We start from the raw sequence: 15,834 nt of genomic DNA, 5'->3' as shown, positions 1-15,834 counted from the left end.
TCATGCTCCCTGGAGAATCAGTGCGCCCTGCTCGCTCATCACGCCGCCGGTACCGGAGACGTAGACGTTGTCGCAGCGGGCGAGCTGGCGGTCGCCGGCGCGGCCGGCGATCTGGTGGAAGGCCTCGATGACCTGCGACATGCCGCCGGCCGAGCCGGCCTGGCCGAAGCTGAGCTGGCCGCCGTGGGTGTTCATCGGGAAGTTGCCGCGCCAGGTCAGGTCGTTCTCGCGGACGAAGCGCATGCCCTCGCCCTTGGGCGCGAAGCCGGCGTCCTCCAGGGTGAGCAGCGTGGTGATGGTGTAGCAGTCGTAGATCTGCGCGGCGTGCATGTCGGCGGGCTTGAGGCCCGCCATGGCGAAGGCGCGGTCCGAGGCCGGGCCAACCGGCGTGCGGGTCATGTCGTCGGCGTAGGACGGCGACTTGAACTCCAGGTGCTCGCCGAAGCCGGTGACCACCGCGCCGCGGTTGCGCGCGCGGGCGGCGACTTCCTTGGAGGCGACGATCAGCGCCGCACCGCCGGCCACTGGCATGACGATCTCCAGCACGTGCAGCGGGTCGGCGACCATCTTGCTGGCCAGCACCTGCTCCACGGTGAGCGGCTGGCCGTAGAACATGGCCTCGGGGTTGAACTGGGCGTTGAAGCGCTGATCGACGGCGATCTTGGCCATGGCCGCGGCGTCATAGCCGTACTGGGCGGCGTAGCGCTGGGCGATCATCGCGTAGCCGGTGTTCTGGCCCATGTGCCCGTAGGGCAGGTCGAACTCCGCCTCGGGCGCGCCGAAGGCCGTGCTATGGCCGCCGAAGCGCATGGCGCGGGCCATCCAGCTCGGGTCCTCGTCGGGGCCGAAGGGCGCCATGCGCGCCGGCAGCACGCAGAGCACCGCCTGGCACAGGCCCAGTTCGATGGCGGCGGCGGCGCGCCAGACCATGGCCACCGAGGTGCAGCCGCCCAGGTCGACCACCTCGGCGAAGTTGAGCTTCATGCCCAGGTATTCGGCGGCCATGGCCGGGACGAACACCGAGGCCTCGTGGAACTGCGGGCCGTTGATCACCAGGCCGTCGAGGTCCGAGGCTTGCAGGCCGGCGTCGGCCAGGGCGCGCGCGGCGAGGTCGGCCACCTGCTCCAGGTGGAACATGCGCGGCGCGGTGGCGTACTTCTCCGGTTTGTACTGGGCCGCCCCGACGATGGCGGCGTTGCCTTTGAGTCCCATGGTTGTCTCCACTGGCGCAGGGCGCGACTGCAACCACTATGCAGCAGTCGCGCCCGGCGCGGATCGTTCGAATCGGGTTGACCGGATCATCCTGTAGGGGCGAATTCATTCGCCAGGCAGGCCACCGGCCCGCCCTTGGCAACCTGCGGGGCCGCGTTGCGGCCCATGGCGAATGAATTCGCCCCTACAACGGACTGACCGGATTCATGCCATTGCCCTGATCGAACGGGCCGGGCAGCACGCGCTCCCCGGCCCATCCTGGTCAGAACGAATACTTGGCGGACAGGGTCGCATAGTCCCGGTCGGCCAGCTGACGCTTGATCGGGTCGGGCTCGCCGAGGAAGGCGTTGTAGGCCAGGCCGATTTCCAGGTTGCCCATGTACTTGAAGGTGGTGCCGACGGTCAGGCGACGGTCGCCCTTGGCGCCGGAGATGGTGCCGGACAGCGGCGTGGCACCCTCGACGATGTGCGAGAAGCGCACCGGCACGTCCAGGTCCCAGCCGGTGAACACACCCGGATAGTTGAACACGCCGACCAGCGAGTAGGCGGTGGCGGTCTTGCTCTTCCACGCCGAGGCGGTCTTGAAGGTGTCGTCGTCGGCACCGTTGAGGTCGTCGACGTCGTCCACCCGGATATGGGCGATCTCGCCCATGAAGGTGGTCTGGCTGGCCCACGGACGGTCGCCGAGGATGCGCATGAACGACAGCTGCATCTGCTGGCCGCGGCCCTTGGTCGGCTTCGGACCGGCGGCGGTCAGCACCTGCACCGGCGCGCCGTCGCGGTACGACCATTCGCCGCCAACCTGGGTGTCGCCGATCTTGGTGGAGAAGCTCAGGCCGGTGAGGTGGATGTCCTCGAAGTAGTCGATCACGTAGCCGCGCGGGATCCGCGGGTTGGCAACCCCGGGCAGCAGCTCGATGCCGGCCGGGTTGCGGTCGTGGTAGTTGATGCGGAACAGCGACAGCTCCAGGTCCGGGGTCGGCCGGTAGCGCATCTGCAGGCCCCACTGGCCGCTGCTGCGCGGTTCGTTGGTATCCAGGTAGGGGATCGACAGCGCGCCGGCACGCAGCAGCTCGCGGCCCGGGCCGGTGACGTCGCTGGTCGACATGTAGCTGCCGGCCGGCGCCAGTTCGTTGCCGCTCCACTCGTACTGCACGTAGCCGCCCAGGCTGAACTGCTCGTTGAGGCTCCACTGCCCGGAGACCTGGCCCACCGGCAGCAGCACTTCCTTGGCCTCGATGCCCGGCAGCGAGGCCTTGACCACGTCGACCGGCGACTGCGCGCCGGAGACGCCCGGGTAGATCAGGCTCTCGCCCCAGGACACCACGTGCTCGCCGACCTTGACGTCGATGCTCTGGCCGTCGTCGGTACGCCAGCCGCCGAACACATAGGCATCGAGGATGCGGCTGCGACCGCCGCTGTAGTACTTGGCGTCGCTGGTGAACTCGTCGTGCGCGCCGAACTTGTTCACCCGGTCCGGCGCATCGTTGTCGTTGCCGTTGTGGTAGACGTCGTCGTAGAAGGTGCTGGCGCGCAGCACCGCGCCGTAGTCGTCCTTGCGCAGGATCAGCTCGGCCAGCGCGCCGAGGCGGTTGGTGACCAGGCTGCCCTTGTCGAAGTTGCGGTCGCCGTCGTCGCTGTTGATGGTCGTCGCACCGTCGATCAGCGCGCTGTCGGGGGATGCGGTGCGCACGCCGATGCCGTAGCTGGTGGTGATCGTCCAGTCGAGGGTGGCGCCGTTGTCGAACTCGATGGTCTCGCCGGCCTGGGCGGCCGCGCTGGCCATGGCGATGGCGGCGGCCAGCCCCATCAGCGGGAAACTCTGGGCTACCAGAGCGGTGCAACGTGGGTTTTTCTTATTGTGCATGCTGCTTCTCTCCTAATGAAGGCCAACCGGCCGAGTCGAGTTTCCAGACTTCGCTCGACCGAACTCGTCGTCAAAAAGGACTAGAAGGCGCGCCGGTCGTCTCCCCGGACCGGACGCGGCGATAGCGGTGCACGCCCGCCTCCGTTTCGCGCACCAGCAGCCCCTCGCCGATCAGGTAGTTGCAGTGCGCCAGGGTCTCGGCGATGGCCATCAGCTCGTCGAAACGGCTCCTCAGGCGCGGGAACAGCTCGGCCATCAGCTCGGCCGCCGTGCACGGCTGGGCGCAGCGCTCCAGCGCCAGGTCGAGGTGCCTTCGGTGGTGCTCGCGCAGCTGGGTCAGCCGCGTGTGCAGGCCGTGGAACGGCCGCTCGTGGGCCGGCAGCACCAGCACCTCGTCCGGCAGCTGGCCCAGCCGGTCGAGGGACTCCAGCCAGTCGCGCAGGGGATCGCCGTCCGGCTCGTCGACGCTGACGCCGACGGTCGGGGTGATGCGCGGCAGCACCTGGTCGCCGGAGATCAAGAGGCCGTCCTCGGCGCTGTACAGGCAGGCATGCTCGGGCGAGTGGCCGCGGCCGACCACCACCTGCCAGCGCCGCCCGCCGATGGGCAGCACGCTGCCCTCCCTGAGCCGGCGGAAGGCGGCCGGCGGCGTCGGCCGGAAGTGCGCCTGGCGGATCAGCGGCAGGAACGCCACCGAATCCTCCTCGCTCAGCCCGGCTTGGCGGTAGTACTGGTGGAACGCCCAGTGCGGCTCGTCGTCCTGCGGCGGCGCGACGTGGATCGCCTGGTACTCGGCGTGGGTCATGTACACCGGACAGCGGAAGCGCTCGGCCAGCCAGCCGAGCAGCCCGCTGTGGTCGTAGTGGAAGTGGGTGCAGACCAGCGCCAGCAGCGGGCGGCCTTCCAGCACGCCGCCCAGCACCTGCTCCCACACCGCGCGGCTCTGCTCGGTGGCGAGGCCACTGTCCACCGCCACCCAGCCGTCGTCGTGGCGCAGCAGGTAGAGGTTGATGTGGTCCAGCCCGAACGGCAGCGGCATGCGCAGCCAGAGCACGCCGGGCGCCACCTCCAGCGTCTCGCCGGCGGCCGGCGGCGCCACCCAGGGGAAGCGCAGGCCGGCCTTCAGCTCATGGCCGTTGTGGTCGAGTTCAGCCATGGCTGTCACCGAAGGGCCGCAGGCCGATGCCGGCCAGCACCTCGGCCGAGTACGGCCGGTAGGTGCCGGCGCCGTCGTCGCGCACGTACAGCGGGTCGGCGAACGCCGCCGGGTCGTAGCCCTGGCGCTGCAGGTCGACCTTGCGCAGCTTGAAGGTGCTGGTCAGGTCGGCGGTGGCCGACACGCGCACGAACACCGGCGCGGCGTAGCGCGGCAGGCGCGCCTCGGTCAGCGCGTAGAAGCTCTGCGGATCGAAGGCGTGGCCCTCCTGCATCAGCACCGCGGCCATGCCGGCGCGGCCCTCCTGCCCAGGCACCTGCACGCCGTAGATGTTGATCAGCTCCAGACCCGGGTAGTCGACCAGGGCGTCGGCCACCTCCAGGGTCGAGACGTTCTCGCTCTTCCAGCGGAAGGTGTCGCCGATGCGGTCGACGAAGTAGAAGTAGCCGTCCTCGTCGTAGCGCAGCAGGTCGCCCGAGCTCCAGTAGGAGTCGCCCGTCTCGAACACGTCGCGGAGGATCTTCTTCTCGGTGGCCTCGGCCGAGGTGTAGCCCTCGAAGCGGCCGCCACCGATGTCCGGATGGTTGATGATGCGGCCGACCGCCTCGCCCACCTCGCCCGGCTGGCAGAGCAGGTAGAAGCCGTTGGCGTCGCGCGGGTGCGCCTCGCTCTCCACGTCGAAACGCACCAGGCGGAAGTTGGTCTTCTCCCAGTACGGCACGCGGCCGCAGGAGCCGATGCGGTTGTCGACGTTGATCAGGTTGGCGTTGGCCTCGGTCGAGCCCCAGCCCTCGAAGATCTGCACCGCGCCGAAGCGCTCCACCCAGCGTTGCCAAGACTCCGGGGACAGCCCGGCACCGAGCATGGCGCGCAGGCTGTGCTCGCGGTCGCGTGGGTCCTCCGGCAGGTTGAGCAGGTAGCGGCAGATCTCACCGATGTACTGCAGCACGGTGATGCCGTTGCGGCGCACGTCGTTCCAGAACTCGCGCACGCTGAAGCGGCGGCGCACCACTATGGCGGCGCCGGCCTTGAGCGCGGTGGAGGTCACCGAGGTGGCCGCCGCGCCGTGGTAGAGCGGCAGGCAGCAGTAGAAGACGTCCGCCGGGGTGGCCTCGAGGGTCACCACCATCACGTCGCCCGAACTCATCCAGCGCATGTGGCTGTAGCGCGCCGCCTTGGGCAGGCCGGTGGTGCCGGAGGTGAAGATCAGCAGGCTCGGCGTCTCGGCGGTGATGCCTTCGCGCAGGCTGCGGGGCGGCGCCTCGCGCGAGGCGACCGCCACCTCGGCGGCGAAGCCGGCGTCGGCCAGCGCGCGCAGCTCGTCGGTGGCCGGCTTCTCGGCGTCCGGCACCAGCCACAGCGGCACGGCCGGCAGGCCTTCGCTGGCGGCGAAGTTGGCCAGGCATTCCTCGCCGGCCAGCACGGCGCGCGCACCGGTGCTCTCCAGCGCGTGGGCCAGCGGCTTGCCGCTGACGTGGGTGTTGAGCGGCGCCACCACCACGCCGAGCTTGACCAGGCCGAACCAGGCGAAGAAGAACTCCGGGCGGTTCTCCAGGGCCAGCGCGCACACGTCGCCGGCCTTGAGGCCGCGGGCCAGGGCGGCATGGGCCACCTGGTTGGCGCGCGCGTCCACCTCGGCGTAGCTGTAGCGCTCGCCGCCGTAGATCAGCATGGGCTGCGCGGCATGGCGCAGCGCCTGCTCCTCGAGGCGGTCGGCGATGGTGTAGAGGTCGCGCGGCTTGACCAGCGCGCTGGCCGCGGCTCGGCGGTCGAGGCGCGCCTGGGTGACCTCGCGGGGTACCGGAGCGGCGTCCAGCGCCGCCACCGGTTGCGCATCAATGCGATCGTTCATGTCGTTTCCCCTGAAAGGCTTCGCGGGTCGCCAGGCTCACTGCGCCGGCACCGGCCAGCGCGGATAGTCGGTGTAGCCGCATGGACCGACGGTGTAGAGCGTCTTGCGGTCGAAGCCGGCCAGCGGCGCGTTGACGCGCAGGCGCTCGGCCAGGTCAGGGTTGCCGACGTAGTGGCGGGCGAAGGACACCGCCTCGCCCTGCCCGGCCTCGATGGCCTCGCGCGCCGACTGGCCGTCGAAACCGTCGTTGAGGATCAGCGCGCCGGGGAAGCGCGCGCGGGCCAGGGCGAAGGCGTCGAGGCCCGGCACCTGCGCGCGCATCACGTGCAGGTAGGCCAGGCCGAATGGCGCGATGGCGTCGAGCAGCGCCGTCGTGGTGGCGAGCGGGTCGCTGTCCTCGGCGTCGTTGTAGGGATTGCCGGGGCAGATGCGCAGGCCGACGCGGCCCGGCCCGATGGCCTCGGCCATGGCGGCGAGCACCTCGGCGGGGAAGCGCACGCGGTTCTCCACGCTGCCGCCGTACTGGTCGGTGCGCTTATTGCTGCCTTCGGCCATGAACTGCATCGGCAGGTAGCCGCTGGTGCAGTGCAGCTCGACGCCGTCGAAGCCGGCGGCGCGGGCGTTGCGCGCGGCCTGGGCGAACTCCTCGATCACCTCCTGGACCTGCGCGGTGCTCAGCTCCGTGGGCTCGTCGGTGTCGACCATGCCGGCGGCGTCGCTGTACAGCTGGGTGCGCGCGCGCAGCGCCGAGGGCGCCACGGTCGCCGCGCCGGCCGGCTTGTTGTGGTGGCTGGAGACCCGGCCGACGTGCATCAGTTGCAGGACGATGCGCCCGCCGGCGGCGTGCACCGCCTGGGTGACGCCGCGCCAGGCGGCGATCTGCGCGGCGCTGTAGATGCCCGGGGTGCGGCAGTAGCCGAGGCCGGCGGCCGAGGGCGCGGTGCCCTCGGCGACGATCAGGCCGGCGCCGGCGCGCTGGGCGTAGTACTCGACCATGTCCAGGGTAGGCATGCCGTCGTCGGCAGCGCGGCTGCGCGTCATCGGCGCCATCACCACGCGGTTGGCCAATTCGATTTCGCCGAGGCGAATGGGTTGGAACAGCGGATTCATGGCCATCTCCTCAGCGCACGCGGATCTTCGGCGCGCCGGCACCGCGGCGCAGGGTGGCGAGGAAGCCTTCCAGCGGCGCCGGCTCGGCGACCTCGGGCAGGCTCTCCTTGTCCGGGCGCGCGGCCCAGAACTCGCTCCAGGAGGGGAACAGGTCGTGGAAGGTGCCGTGATAGGGCTCGCGGCCGGGCCAGCGCATCTTGCGCTGGCCGATCGGCGGCTTGTTCAGGTCGGTGGCGTACCAGTAGCAGGGCAGACGGCGGCGGAAGTACCAGCGCCCGTCGATGCGCTCGTAGTCGTCCCAGTAGAGCATCTGCATGATCACCCACTCGGCGCCGGTCTCGTGCTCGTTCTTCGAATACACCACGCCGGTGGCGTGGTCGGCGTCGACGAACTCGATGATGTGCTGGCCGAGGTGGTGCGAGGTGCCGTCGAACTGGTTGCGCAGGGTGTCGTCCAGCCAGCTCTTGAGGTGGGCGCGGCCGATCTTCTCGCGGCCGACGCGGATGTCCGGGGCGAACAGGTTGACGTGGGAGTCGAGGTCGCGCATGTCCAGCGACAGCGAATACTTGCCGGCCAGTTGGCGGATTTCCTCGATGGATTCGAGGCGGTCCAGGCGCGCGGCGAGGCTGTTGTTGTTATCCATTGGGATTGCCCTTGCTACGGGGGGATTCGGCCCCGCGCGGGCGCTGGCGCCGCGCGCGGGGAGATGACGCACGGCGTTATTCGAGTACGGTGTAGAGGTCCGAACTGCGCCCGCCGTCCACCGTCAGGCTGGCGCCGGTGACGTAGGAGGCTTCGTCGGAAGCGAGGAACAGGATGGCGTTGGCCAGCTCCACCGGCTCGCCGACGCGGCGCATCGGGATCAGCTTCTCGGTGTTGGCGCGGCCCTTGTCGTCGGCCAGCATGCCGGCGGTAGCCGGGGTGGCGACCACGCCGGGGATCACCACGTTGCAGCGGACCTTGGCCGCCGCGCCTTCGGAGGCGGCAGCGCGGCTGAAGTTGATCACCGCGGCCTTGGCCGCCGAGTAGCCGGCCATCCAGGCGGTGCCGAACAGGCCGCAGATCGACGCCAGGTTGACGATCGAACCGCCGCCCTGCTGCTGCATCAGGCGCATCGCGGTGCGGGTGCCCCAGAAGGTGCCGTCCACGGTGGTGGAGAAGTTGCCGTGCCAGGTCGGGGTGTCGGTCTCGGTGATGGCGCCCCAGCTGTAGGCCATGGCGTTGTTGACCATGATGTCCAGGCGGCCGTGGCGCTGGGCGGCCGTCTCGATGGCGGCGACGAAGCTGTGCTCGTCGCTGACGTCGGCGACCACGCATTCGGCGTTGCCGCCCTTGGCGCGGATGGCGGCGACCACCGTTTCCAGCGGCTCGGCGCGGCGGCCGCAGATGATCACGGTGGCGCCTTCCTCGGCGAAGCGGTGGGCGGTGGCCTCACCGATGCCCGAGCTGCCGCCGGTGATGAAGGCGACCTTGCCTGCAAGACGTGCTGTCATCGTTCTCCCCTCCTCAGATGAAGGCCATGCCGCCGTTGACGGCGATGTTCTGGCCGGTGATGAAGCTGGCGTCGTCGCTGGCCAGGAAGGCCGCGACGCGTGCGATCTCGTCCGGCTCGCACATGCGGCCGAGCGGGATGGCCTTGACCATGCTCTGCATCCAGTCGTCGGGAATGCCGGCCATCATCGGGGTGTTGGTCGGGCCGGGAACGATGGTGTTGACGCGGATCTGGCTGGCGGCCAGTTCGCGGGCCAGGCTGCGGGTCAGGCCCATCACGCCGGCCTTGGCGGCGCAGTAGTGGCTCGGCCCCTCGCCGGAAATGGCGGCGGTGCTCGACAGGTTGACGATCACCCCGCCCTCGCCGCGCTGGTGCATCAGGCGCGCGGCCTCGCGGCTGCACAGGAACACGCCGGTGAGGTTGACGCCGATGACGCGCAGCCAGTTCTCGTCGGGGGTGTCGAGGAAGGCGTCGACCGAGCCGATGCCGGCGTTGTTGACCAGCACGTCGAGACGGCCGAAGCGCTCGACCACGGCAGCCATGGCGGCCGCCACCGAGGCGCTGTCGGCGACGTTGCAGGCCAGCGCCAGGGCGTTGCCGCCGGCCAGCCCTTCGATGGTCTCGCGCGCGGCGTCCAGGTTGATGTCCGCCGCCACCACCATGGCGCCCTCCGCGGCGAAGCGGCGCACCATCGCCCGCCCCATGCCCTGCCCCGCTCCGGTGACGAAAGCCACCTTGTTCACCAGCTTCATGTGCGTTCTCCCGCAAGCGAATGTTCCATCGCAGCGGGGAAAGTCCCGCAGCGACCACGGGACTCATGATTGGCGGCGGGCGGCAGGGGGGCATCGTCCAATTTGACGATGCCCCTTGTAGGGTGCAAAGCGGAGCCTGCCACTCAACTTTTGCAGAAGAACACCAAGAGGATCTGGCCGTGAACCCACCTGCGTGCGTCACCTGGCGTAGCCACTACGCCCTGGCGGTACTGACCGTCATCTACGTGTTCAACTACATCGACCGGCAGCTGATGGCGATCCTTATCGAGCCGGTGAAGGCCGAGTTCGCCATCTCCGACACCCAGATCGGCCTGCTCTCCGGGCTGACCTTCGCGCTGTTCTTCACCCTGTTCGGCTTCCCGCTCGGCCGGCTGTCCGACCGCATCGGGCGCAAGCCGGTGATCGTCATGGCCTGCCTCGCCTGGAGCGTGATGACCATGCTCTGCGGCCTGGCCGGCAGCTTCCTGTTCCTCTTGCTGGCGCGCATCGGCGTGGCCATCGGCGAGGCCGGCGGCACCGCGCCCTCGGTGGCGATGGTCTCCGACCTCTACCCGCCGCGACGCCGCTCCAGCGCGATCTCGGTGCTGATGCTCGGCTCCAGCCTGGGCGCGGTGTTCGGTCTGGGTCTCGGCGGCTGGATCGCCCAGCACCACGGCTGGCGCGCCGCGTTCCTGGTCCTCGGCGCCCCGGGCATCCTGCTCGCCCTGCTACTGTGGGCCACGGTGCGCGCGCCGCGCCCGCTCGCCCCGGCCGGCGCCGGCCGCACCCAGGAGAGCTGGCTGCAGACCCTCGGCCTGCTGCTGCAAACCCCGGGCTTCATGTGGATCGTGCTGACCGGTTCGGCCGCCGCCGTCGCCGGCTACGCCATCGGCACCTGGAGCCCGAGCTACCTGATCCGTTCCCACGGCCTGTCGCTCAAGGAGGCCGGCCTGCTGGTCGGCGTGGTCGGCGGCAGCTGCTCGGCCATCGGCACCCTGGCCTGCGGCTGGGTCACCGACCGCATGGCGCGCCGCGATTGCGGCTGGCAGATCGGCGTGCCCCTGCTCGGCACCCTGATCAGCATTCCCTTCGGCCTCGCCTACTTCCTCTGGCCGGCTGGCGTCGCCTTCTCCGCCTTCGGCATCGGCGTGCCGACCGCCTTCCTGTTCTACATCCCGTTCGGCTTCTTCGGCACTTGGTGGGCGACCCCCTGCCTGGGCGCGATCAGCCACCTGTTCCCGGCCAACCGCCTGGCCCAGGCCACCTCGATCTTCGTCATGGGCATGAGCCTGCTCGGCGTCGGCCTCGGCCCGCTGGTCACCGGCATGCTCAGCGACTACTTCACCCCCATCGCCGGCAGCGAGGCGTTGCGCTACTCGCTGGCCGCCTCGATGTCGCTGCTGGTGCTGGCCGCGCTGTTCCTCGTCCTGGCCCTGCCGCGCTACCGCCGCCAGTTGCTCGGCCAGCCGTCGCCTTCCAGGGCCGCCCCCGGCGCCACCACCGCTACCGCCTGATCAGGAGATCGCCATGTCCGCACAAGACCTTCCGCTGCCCCTCGGCCACTTCGCCACCCTGCCCGACGGCCTGCGCCTGCACTACCTCGACGAGGGCCAGGGCCCGGTGGTGCTCTGGCTGCACGGCAGCGGCCCGGGGGCCAGCGGCTTCAGCAACTTCAAGACCAACTACCCGGTATTCGCCGCCGCCGGCTACCGCAACATCGTCCTCGACCTGCCCGGCTTCGGCCGCTCGGACAAGCCCGAGGACACCGAGTACTGCCTGGACTTCTTCGTCGCCGCGCTGAACGCCTTCCTTGCCGTCGTCGGCATCGAGCGCTGCACCCTGGTCGGCAACTCGCTGGGCGGCGCCATCGCCCTCGGCCAGGCGCTGGCCCATCCGCAGACCGTGGAAAAACTGATCCTGATGGCTCCGGGCGGCCTCGAGGAGCGCGAGACCTATTTCCAGATGGAGGGCATCCAGCGCATGGTCGAGGTCTATGGCAGAGGTCCGATGGGCATCGAGGAGATGCGCCAGGTGATGACCCTGCAGTTGTTCGACCCGGCGCTGCTCGACGACACCCTGCTCGCCGAGCGCGCCGCGGTGGCCGCCACCCAGCCGCGCAGCCTGTTCGCCGGCATGCGCGTGGCCAACATGACCGAGCGCCTCGGCGAGCTGACCTGCCCGGTGCTGGCCTTCTGGGGCACCGTCGACCGCTTCAACCCGGTCGGCGGCGCGCTCAAGCTGCTCGACAACGCCCCGCACGCGCGCTGCCTGCTGCTCAACCGCTGCGGCCACTGGGTGCAGGTCGAGCACACCGAGCTGTTCAACCGCAGCTGCCTGGACTTCCTCGGCGAAGCAAGTGCATGAAACCGTAGGGGCGAATTCATTCGCCAACCGCGCCCGTGGCGCGGCAAGCCGCCGAGCTGCCGCACCTCGGGGCGGTCGGATGAATCCGCTCCTGCAGGCGGCAGTCAGCTCATGTCGAGCCTTTTCGGCTTCGTGCAATTACCCTGACTCCTCGGCGAAGCTCGAACAATCAGCGGGTTGCCGCGCTGCGGCAATCCGCCAGCAAGGGAAGATCCTTCATGACCAGCTTCAACCACCTCCTCGCTCCGGGGCGCATCGGCACGCTCGAACTGCGCAACCGCATCGTCATGGCGCCGATGGGCTCCAACTTCGCCGAGGCCGACGGCCACTGCGGCGAACGCATCCAGGCCTACTACGAGGCGCGTGCCGCGGGTGGCGCGGGCCTGTTGATCATGGGCGTGTGCTCCATCGCCTATCCGCACGGCACCGCCGAGCCCTACCAGGTCGGCGTGTCCTCCGATGACTTCCTGCCCGGCCTGTCCGCGCTGGCCAGCCGGGTGCACAAGCACGGCGCGAAGATCGCCATGCAGCTGCAGCACGCCGGCAAGGTCGCCGTGCGCGACATGGCCGAGGGCCGGCCGATCTGGGTGCCGTCGATTCCTCCGGCGCTCAACACCAACATGATGGCGGCGCTGACCCGCGAGGAGCTGGGCACCTTCGTCAGCTCCAGCAAGCGCCGCGAGGGCGGCGCCGCGATCCGCGTGATGGACTGGGCAGACATCGCGCAGATGGTCGAGTGGTTCGCCGCCGCCGCCGAGCGCGCCCAGCGCGCCGGCTTCGACGGCGTGGAGATCCACGCCGCGCACAACTACATCATCGCCGGCTTCCTCTCCGCCTACTTCAACAAGCGCGACGACGAGTACGGCGGCCCGCTGGAGAACCGCGCGCGCCTGCTCATGGAGGTGCTCGCCGCGGTGCGCGCGCGGGTCGGCAAGGACTTCCCGGTGTGGCTGCGCCTGGACGCCTACGAACTGCGCACCCCCGGCGGCATCAGCCTGGAGGACGCCAAGACCGTGGCGGTGATGGCCGCCGCTGCCGGCGCCGACGCGGTCAGCGTGTCGGCCTACGCCGCGGTCACCGAGGGCGTGGCCTTCACCGAGGCGCCGCTGGTTCAGCAGCCGGGCGGCTTCCTGGAGTGGGCGGAGGCGATCAGGAAGGAAATCGATATCCCGGTGATCGCCGTCGGCCGCGTCGAGCCCGAGGTCGGCGACCAGGGCATCGCCAAGGGGCAGTTCGACTTCGTCGCCATGGCGCGCAAGCTGCTGGCCGACCCCGAACTGCCCAACAAGCTGATCGCCGGCCGCCCGCAGGACGTCCGCCCGTGCATCTACTGCTACGTGTGCGTCAGCCAGATCTTCATCAACCAGCGGGTCAAGTGCGCGGTCAACCCGCGCACCGGCCACGAAGCCGAGCTGGTCATCGCCCCGGCCGCCACACCGCGCCATGTGGTGGTGGTCGGCGGCGGTCCGGCCGGCATGGAGGCGGCGCGGGTCGCCGCGCTGCGCGGCCACCGCGTCACCCTGCTGGAGCGCAGCGACCGCCTCGGCGGCACGCTGTTCTTCGCCGCCCTCGCCTACGCCGAGAACGGCCGCCTGCTCGACCATCTGGTGGAGCAGGTGCGCAACCTGCCGATCGAGGTGCGCTACAACAGCGAGGCCACCCCAGAGCTGCTGCGCGAACTGGGCGCCGACGCGGTGCTGGTCGCCACCGGCGCCCGCCGCGCCGCGCCGGCGATCCCCGGCGCCGAGCAGGACCACGTGTGGAGCGGCGACGAGCTGCGCCGCCTGCTCACCGGCGACCGCGCCGAGGAAATCGCCAAACGCAAGCTGTCGCTGGCCCAGCGGGCGATGATGAAGGCCGGCAGCCTGGTCGGCGTCACCGACTCGACCTCCGCCATGCAGAAGCTCTCCCACGTGTGGATGCCGCTCGGCAAGCGCGTGGTGATCGTCGGCGGCGGCTTGGTCGGCCTGGAGCTGGCCGAGTTCCTGGTTGAGCGCGGCCGCGAGGTCTGCGTGCTGGAGAGCGGCCCGAGCCTTGGCCGCGAGCTGGCCATCGTGCGCCGCTGGCGCGTGCTGCACGGCCTGCAGGAGCACCAGGCGCAGCTGCTCACCGGCGTCGAGGTCCAGTCGATCGGCCGCAACAAGGTCAGCTACCGCAGCGCCGACGACCAGAGCGCCGAGGTCGCCGCCGACTCGGTGGTGCTCGCCGTCGGCGCCGAACCGGACGACAGCCTGGCGCGCACCCTGGAAGCCAGCGGCTTCGCCGTCACCCGCCTGGGCGACTGCAACGAGCTGGGCTACATCGAGGGCGCCATGGCCTCGGGCCTGCGCGCCGGCTGCGCGGTGTGAACCAACGGGCGCTGCGGATTCGTCCGCAGCGTCCACTTCACTTCCCCGGAAATCGCATTACCCCTGTAGGGGCGAATTCATTCGCTTTGCCGGGAGGGTTTGGCGAATAAATTCGCCCCTACAGGAAATCGGTTGCCCGCCACGCTCCGCCCAGGAAACCTGCCGATGAACGACGCGATGCGCGCCATCCACAATCTGCTCTACCGCTACGCCGAAGCCATCGACGCCGGGCACCTCGAGGACGCCGCCGCGCTGTTCCGCCACGCCCGCATCCAGGCCGGCGGCAACGGCACGCTCGACCATGCCGGCCTGCTCGCCCTGTGGCAGCGGATCATCGTCCTCTATCCCTGCGGCACCCCACGCACCCGCCACCTGATCTCCAACCCCATCGTCGAGATCGACGAAGCCGCCGGCACGGCCAGCGCGCGCTCCTGCTACACGGTGTTCCAGGCTACCGAGCAGTTGCCGCTGCAGGCCATCGCCAGCGGCCGCTACCTCGACTGCTTCGCGCGTATCGACGGGGAGTGGTGCTTCACCGCGCGGGAGTATCGGTTGGATCTGGTGGGGGATATGAGTCGCCATCTGCAGAACTACTCCGGGCACTGAGCGGCGGAGGTAGTGGCGTGATGTCATGGCTCATCGCCGCTACCCCTACAGGGCCTGGCCAGGGCACCGATTCGCCCCCGCCCTGCCCACTCCGGTGTGTATGGACCACCTGCGACTTATCAGCTGCGCTATCCGTAGACCTGGGTCGGTCGGTTGTTTATTAGTAACTCATTAGTTACTATTCAGCCATGACCATCGCCATCGAAGAATACCTTCGCCCAGATGATTCCAGCCCATTCGAGCGCTGGTTTTCGTCCCTGGATGCCTAGGCAGCCGCCAAGGTTTCGACGGCCATCGTGCGCATGGAGATGGGTGATACATCCAGCATCAAGTGGTTCGAAGGTCTCGGCAAGTACCGCATCGACTGGGGACCTGGCTACCGGATCTATCTGGTCCAGGAAGGCAATCGGCTGATCATCCTGTTTGGCGGCGGTACCAAGGCCAGCCAGAAGACCGACATCAGGCAGGCGAAGGAGCTGCTGGCCGAGTACCGGAGCCGCAAGAGCGCGGCGAAACGAGCGAGGTAATCTGCAATGGCACTCACCCGCAGCTTCAAGAAAACCGTGGCAGAGCGCGCCCAGCGCGATCCCGCCTTCGCCCAAGCGCTGCTGGACGAGGCGGCCACCCTGTTCCTGAATGGCGAGCCGGAAGCCGCTCGCGTGATTCTCCGCGATCTGGTCAATGCGACCGTGGGTTTCGAGGCGCTGGCCCGGGAGACCGCCAAGCCCAGCAAGAGCCTGCACCGCATGCTCTCTGCCAGCGGCAACCCCAGCATGGACAATCTGGCCGCCATCTTTGCCGTCATCCGCGCCAAACTGGGCGTGGATATCCGAGTCCAGGCGGTGAGTGCCGCCTGACCAATCGCTGCACGAAGTGCTTGGGGGCGCAGCCCTTGCTGCCCACGCTTCCCGCTCGCCCCCTGCCACGGCCTCTCCTGCTCTAGCTGTCCGGCCAGCCGATACAGCAGGCCGCTTTCGCTCCAGCCCAGGCTGTGAAAATTTCCGGACGTAAAAGACGAACCCCCGACCAGCGCGAGCTGATCGGGGGTTCGGTATAGGTGCTTGACGATGACCTA

At 69.5% G+C, this 15,834-nt stretch carries 13 protein-coding genes and 1 pseudogene; 6 read left to right on the top strand and 8 right to left on the bottom strand.

The features are described 5' to 3' along the window. The 8 genes from LMJ29_RS09585 to LMJ29_RS09550 all read right to left on the bottom strand — a co-directional run bounded on the left by LMJ29_RS09585 (position 1) and on the right by LMJ29_RS09550 (position 9,441). On the bottom strand, positions 1 to 1,212 hold the full coding sequence (locus tag LMJ29_RS09585; protein ID WP_229605298.1) for a thiolase family protein: 1,212 nt from the start codon (positions 1,210 to 1,212) through the stop codon (positions 1 to 3). A gap of 262 nt (positions 1,213 to 1,474) precedes the next feature. Next, positions 1,475 to 3,079, bottom strand: a complete 1,605-nt coding sequence (locus LMJ29_RS09580) for a DUF1302 domain-containing protein (protein ID WP_229605297.1) — start codon at positions 3,077 to 3,079, stop codon at positions 1,475 to 1,477. 70 nt (positions 3,080 to 3,149) lie between these two features. After that, complete coding sequence (locus tag LMJ29_RS09575) at positions 3,150 to 4,235, bottom strand: MBL fold metallo-hydrolase (protein WP_229605296.1); 1,086 nt, start codon at positions 4,233 to 4,235, stop codon at positions 3,150 to 3,152. Further along, positions 4,228 to 6,087 carry a long-chain-acyl-CoA synthetase gene (locus LMJ29_RS09570; protein ID WP_229605295.1) on the bottom strand — a complete coding sequence of 620 codons (1,860 nt, stop codon included), beginning with the start codon at positions 6,085 to 6,087 and terminating at the stop codon, positions 4,228 to 4,230. Before LMJ29_RS09570 ends, LMJ29_RS09575 begins: the two co-directional genes overlap by 8 nt. 36 nt (positions 6,088 to 6,123) lie before the next feature. Next, entirely contained in the window at positions 6,124 to 7,197 is a 1,074-nt protein-coding gene (locus tag LMJ29_RS09565) for an alkene reductase (RefSeq protein WP_229605294.1), read from the bottom strand. Positions 7,198 to 7,207: 10 nt separating this feature from the next. Beyond that, the gene (locus tag LMJ29_RS09560; RefSeq protein ID WP_229605293.1) at positions 7,208 to 7,840 is read right to left on the bottom strand and encodes a nuclear transport factor 2 family protein; all 633 of its coding nucleotides are present in this window, start codon (positions 7,838 to 7,840) and stop codon (positions 7,208 to 7,210) included. A 76-nt stretch (positions 7,841 to 7,916) separates the two neighbouring features. Next, positions 7,917 to 8,690 (bottom strand): SDR family NAD(P)-dependent oxidoreductase, encoded by a 774-nt coding sequence (locus LMJ29_RS09555; RefSeq protein WP_229605292.1) that lies wholly within the window; start codon positions 8,688 to 8,690, stop codon positions 7,917 to 7,919. A gap of 13 nt (positions 8,691 to 8,703) precedes the next feature. Next, the gene (locus LMJ29_RS09550) at positions 8,704 to 9,441 is read right to left on the bottom strand and encodes an SDR family NAD(P)-dependent oxidoreductase (protein ID WP_229605291.1); all 738 of its coding nucleotides are present in this window, start codon (positions 9,439 to 9,441) and stop codon (positions 8,704 to 8,706) included. Between the two features lie 179 nt (positions 9,442 to 9,620). On the opposite strand from LMJ29_RS09550, the gene LMJ29_RS09545 reads away from it, so the two are divergent. The 6 genes and pseudogenes from LMJ29_RS09545 to LMJ29_RS09520 all read left to right on the top strand — a co-directional run bounded on the left by LMJ29_RS09545 (position 9,621) and on the right by LMJ29_RS09520 (position 15,616). Next, positions 9,621 to 10,955 carry a spinster family MFS transporter gene (locus tag LMJ29_RS09545; protein ID WP_229605290.1) on the top strand — a complete coding sequence of 445 codons (1,335 nt, stop codon included), beginning with the start codon at positions 9,621 to 9,623 and terminating at the stop codon, positions 10,953 to 10,955. Between the two features lie 13 nt (positions 10,956 to 10,968). Continuing rightward, on the top strand, positions 10,969 to 11,805 hold the full coding sequence (locus LMJ29_RS09540; RefSeq protein WP_229605289.1) for an alpha/beta fold hydrolase: 837 nt from the start codon (positions 10,969 to 10,971) through the stop codon (positions 11,803 to 11,805). A gap of 218 nt (positions 11,806 to 12,023) precedes the next feature. Further along, positions 12,024 to 14,153 carry an FAD-dependent oxidoreductase gene (locus tag LMJ29_RS09535; protein WP_229605288.1) on the top strand — a complete coding sequence of 710 codons (2,130 nt, stop codon included), beginning with the start codon at positions 12,024 to 12,026 and terminating at the stop codon, positions 14,151 to 14,153. Between the two features lie 165 nt (positions 14,154 to 14,318). Continuing rightward, positions 14,319 to 14,759, top strand: coding sequence for a nuclear transport factor 2 family protein (locus LMJ29_RS09530; RefSeq protein WP_229605287.1), 441 nt, complete (start codon positions 14,319 to 14,321; stop codon positions 14,757 to 14,759). A 188-nt stretch (positions 14,760 to 14,947) separates the two neighbouring features. Beyond that, a pseudogene (locus LMJ29_RS09525) lies at positions 14,948 to 15,286 on the top strand (type II toxin-antitoxin system RelE/ParE family toxin). Between the two features lie 6 nt (positions 15,287 to 15,292). After that, complete coding sequence (locus LMJ29_RS09520) at positions 15,293 to 15,616, top strand: helix-turn-helix domain-containing transcriptional regulator (protein WP_229605286.1); 324 nt, start codon at positions 15,293 to 15,295, stop codon at positions 15,614 to 15,616. Positions 15,617 to 15,834: the final 218 nt, after the last annotated feature.

The sequence above is a fragment of the Pseudomonas oryzagri genome (assembly GCF_020831405.1).
GTDB lineage: Bacteria > Pseudomonadota > Gammaproteobacteria > Pseudomonadales > Pseudomonadaceae > Geopseudomonas > Geopseudomonas oryzagri.
The sequence above is the reverse complement of the archived record's forward strand: the minus strand, read 5'-3'. Positions and strand labels throughout refer to the sequence as shown.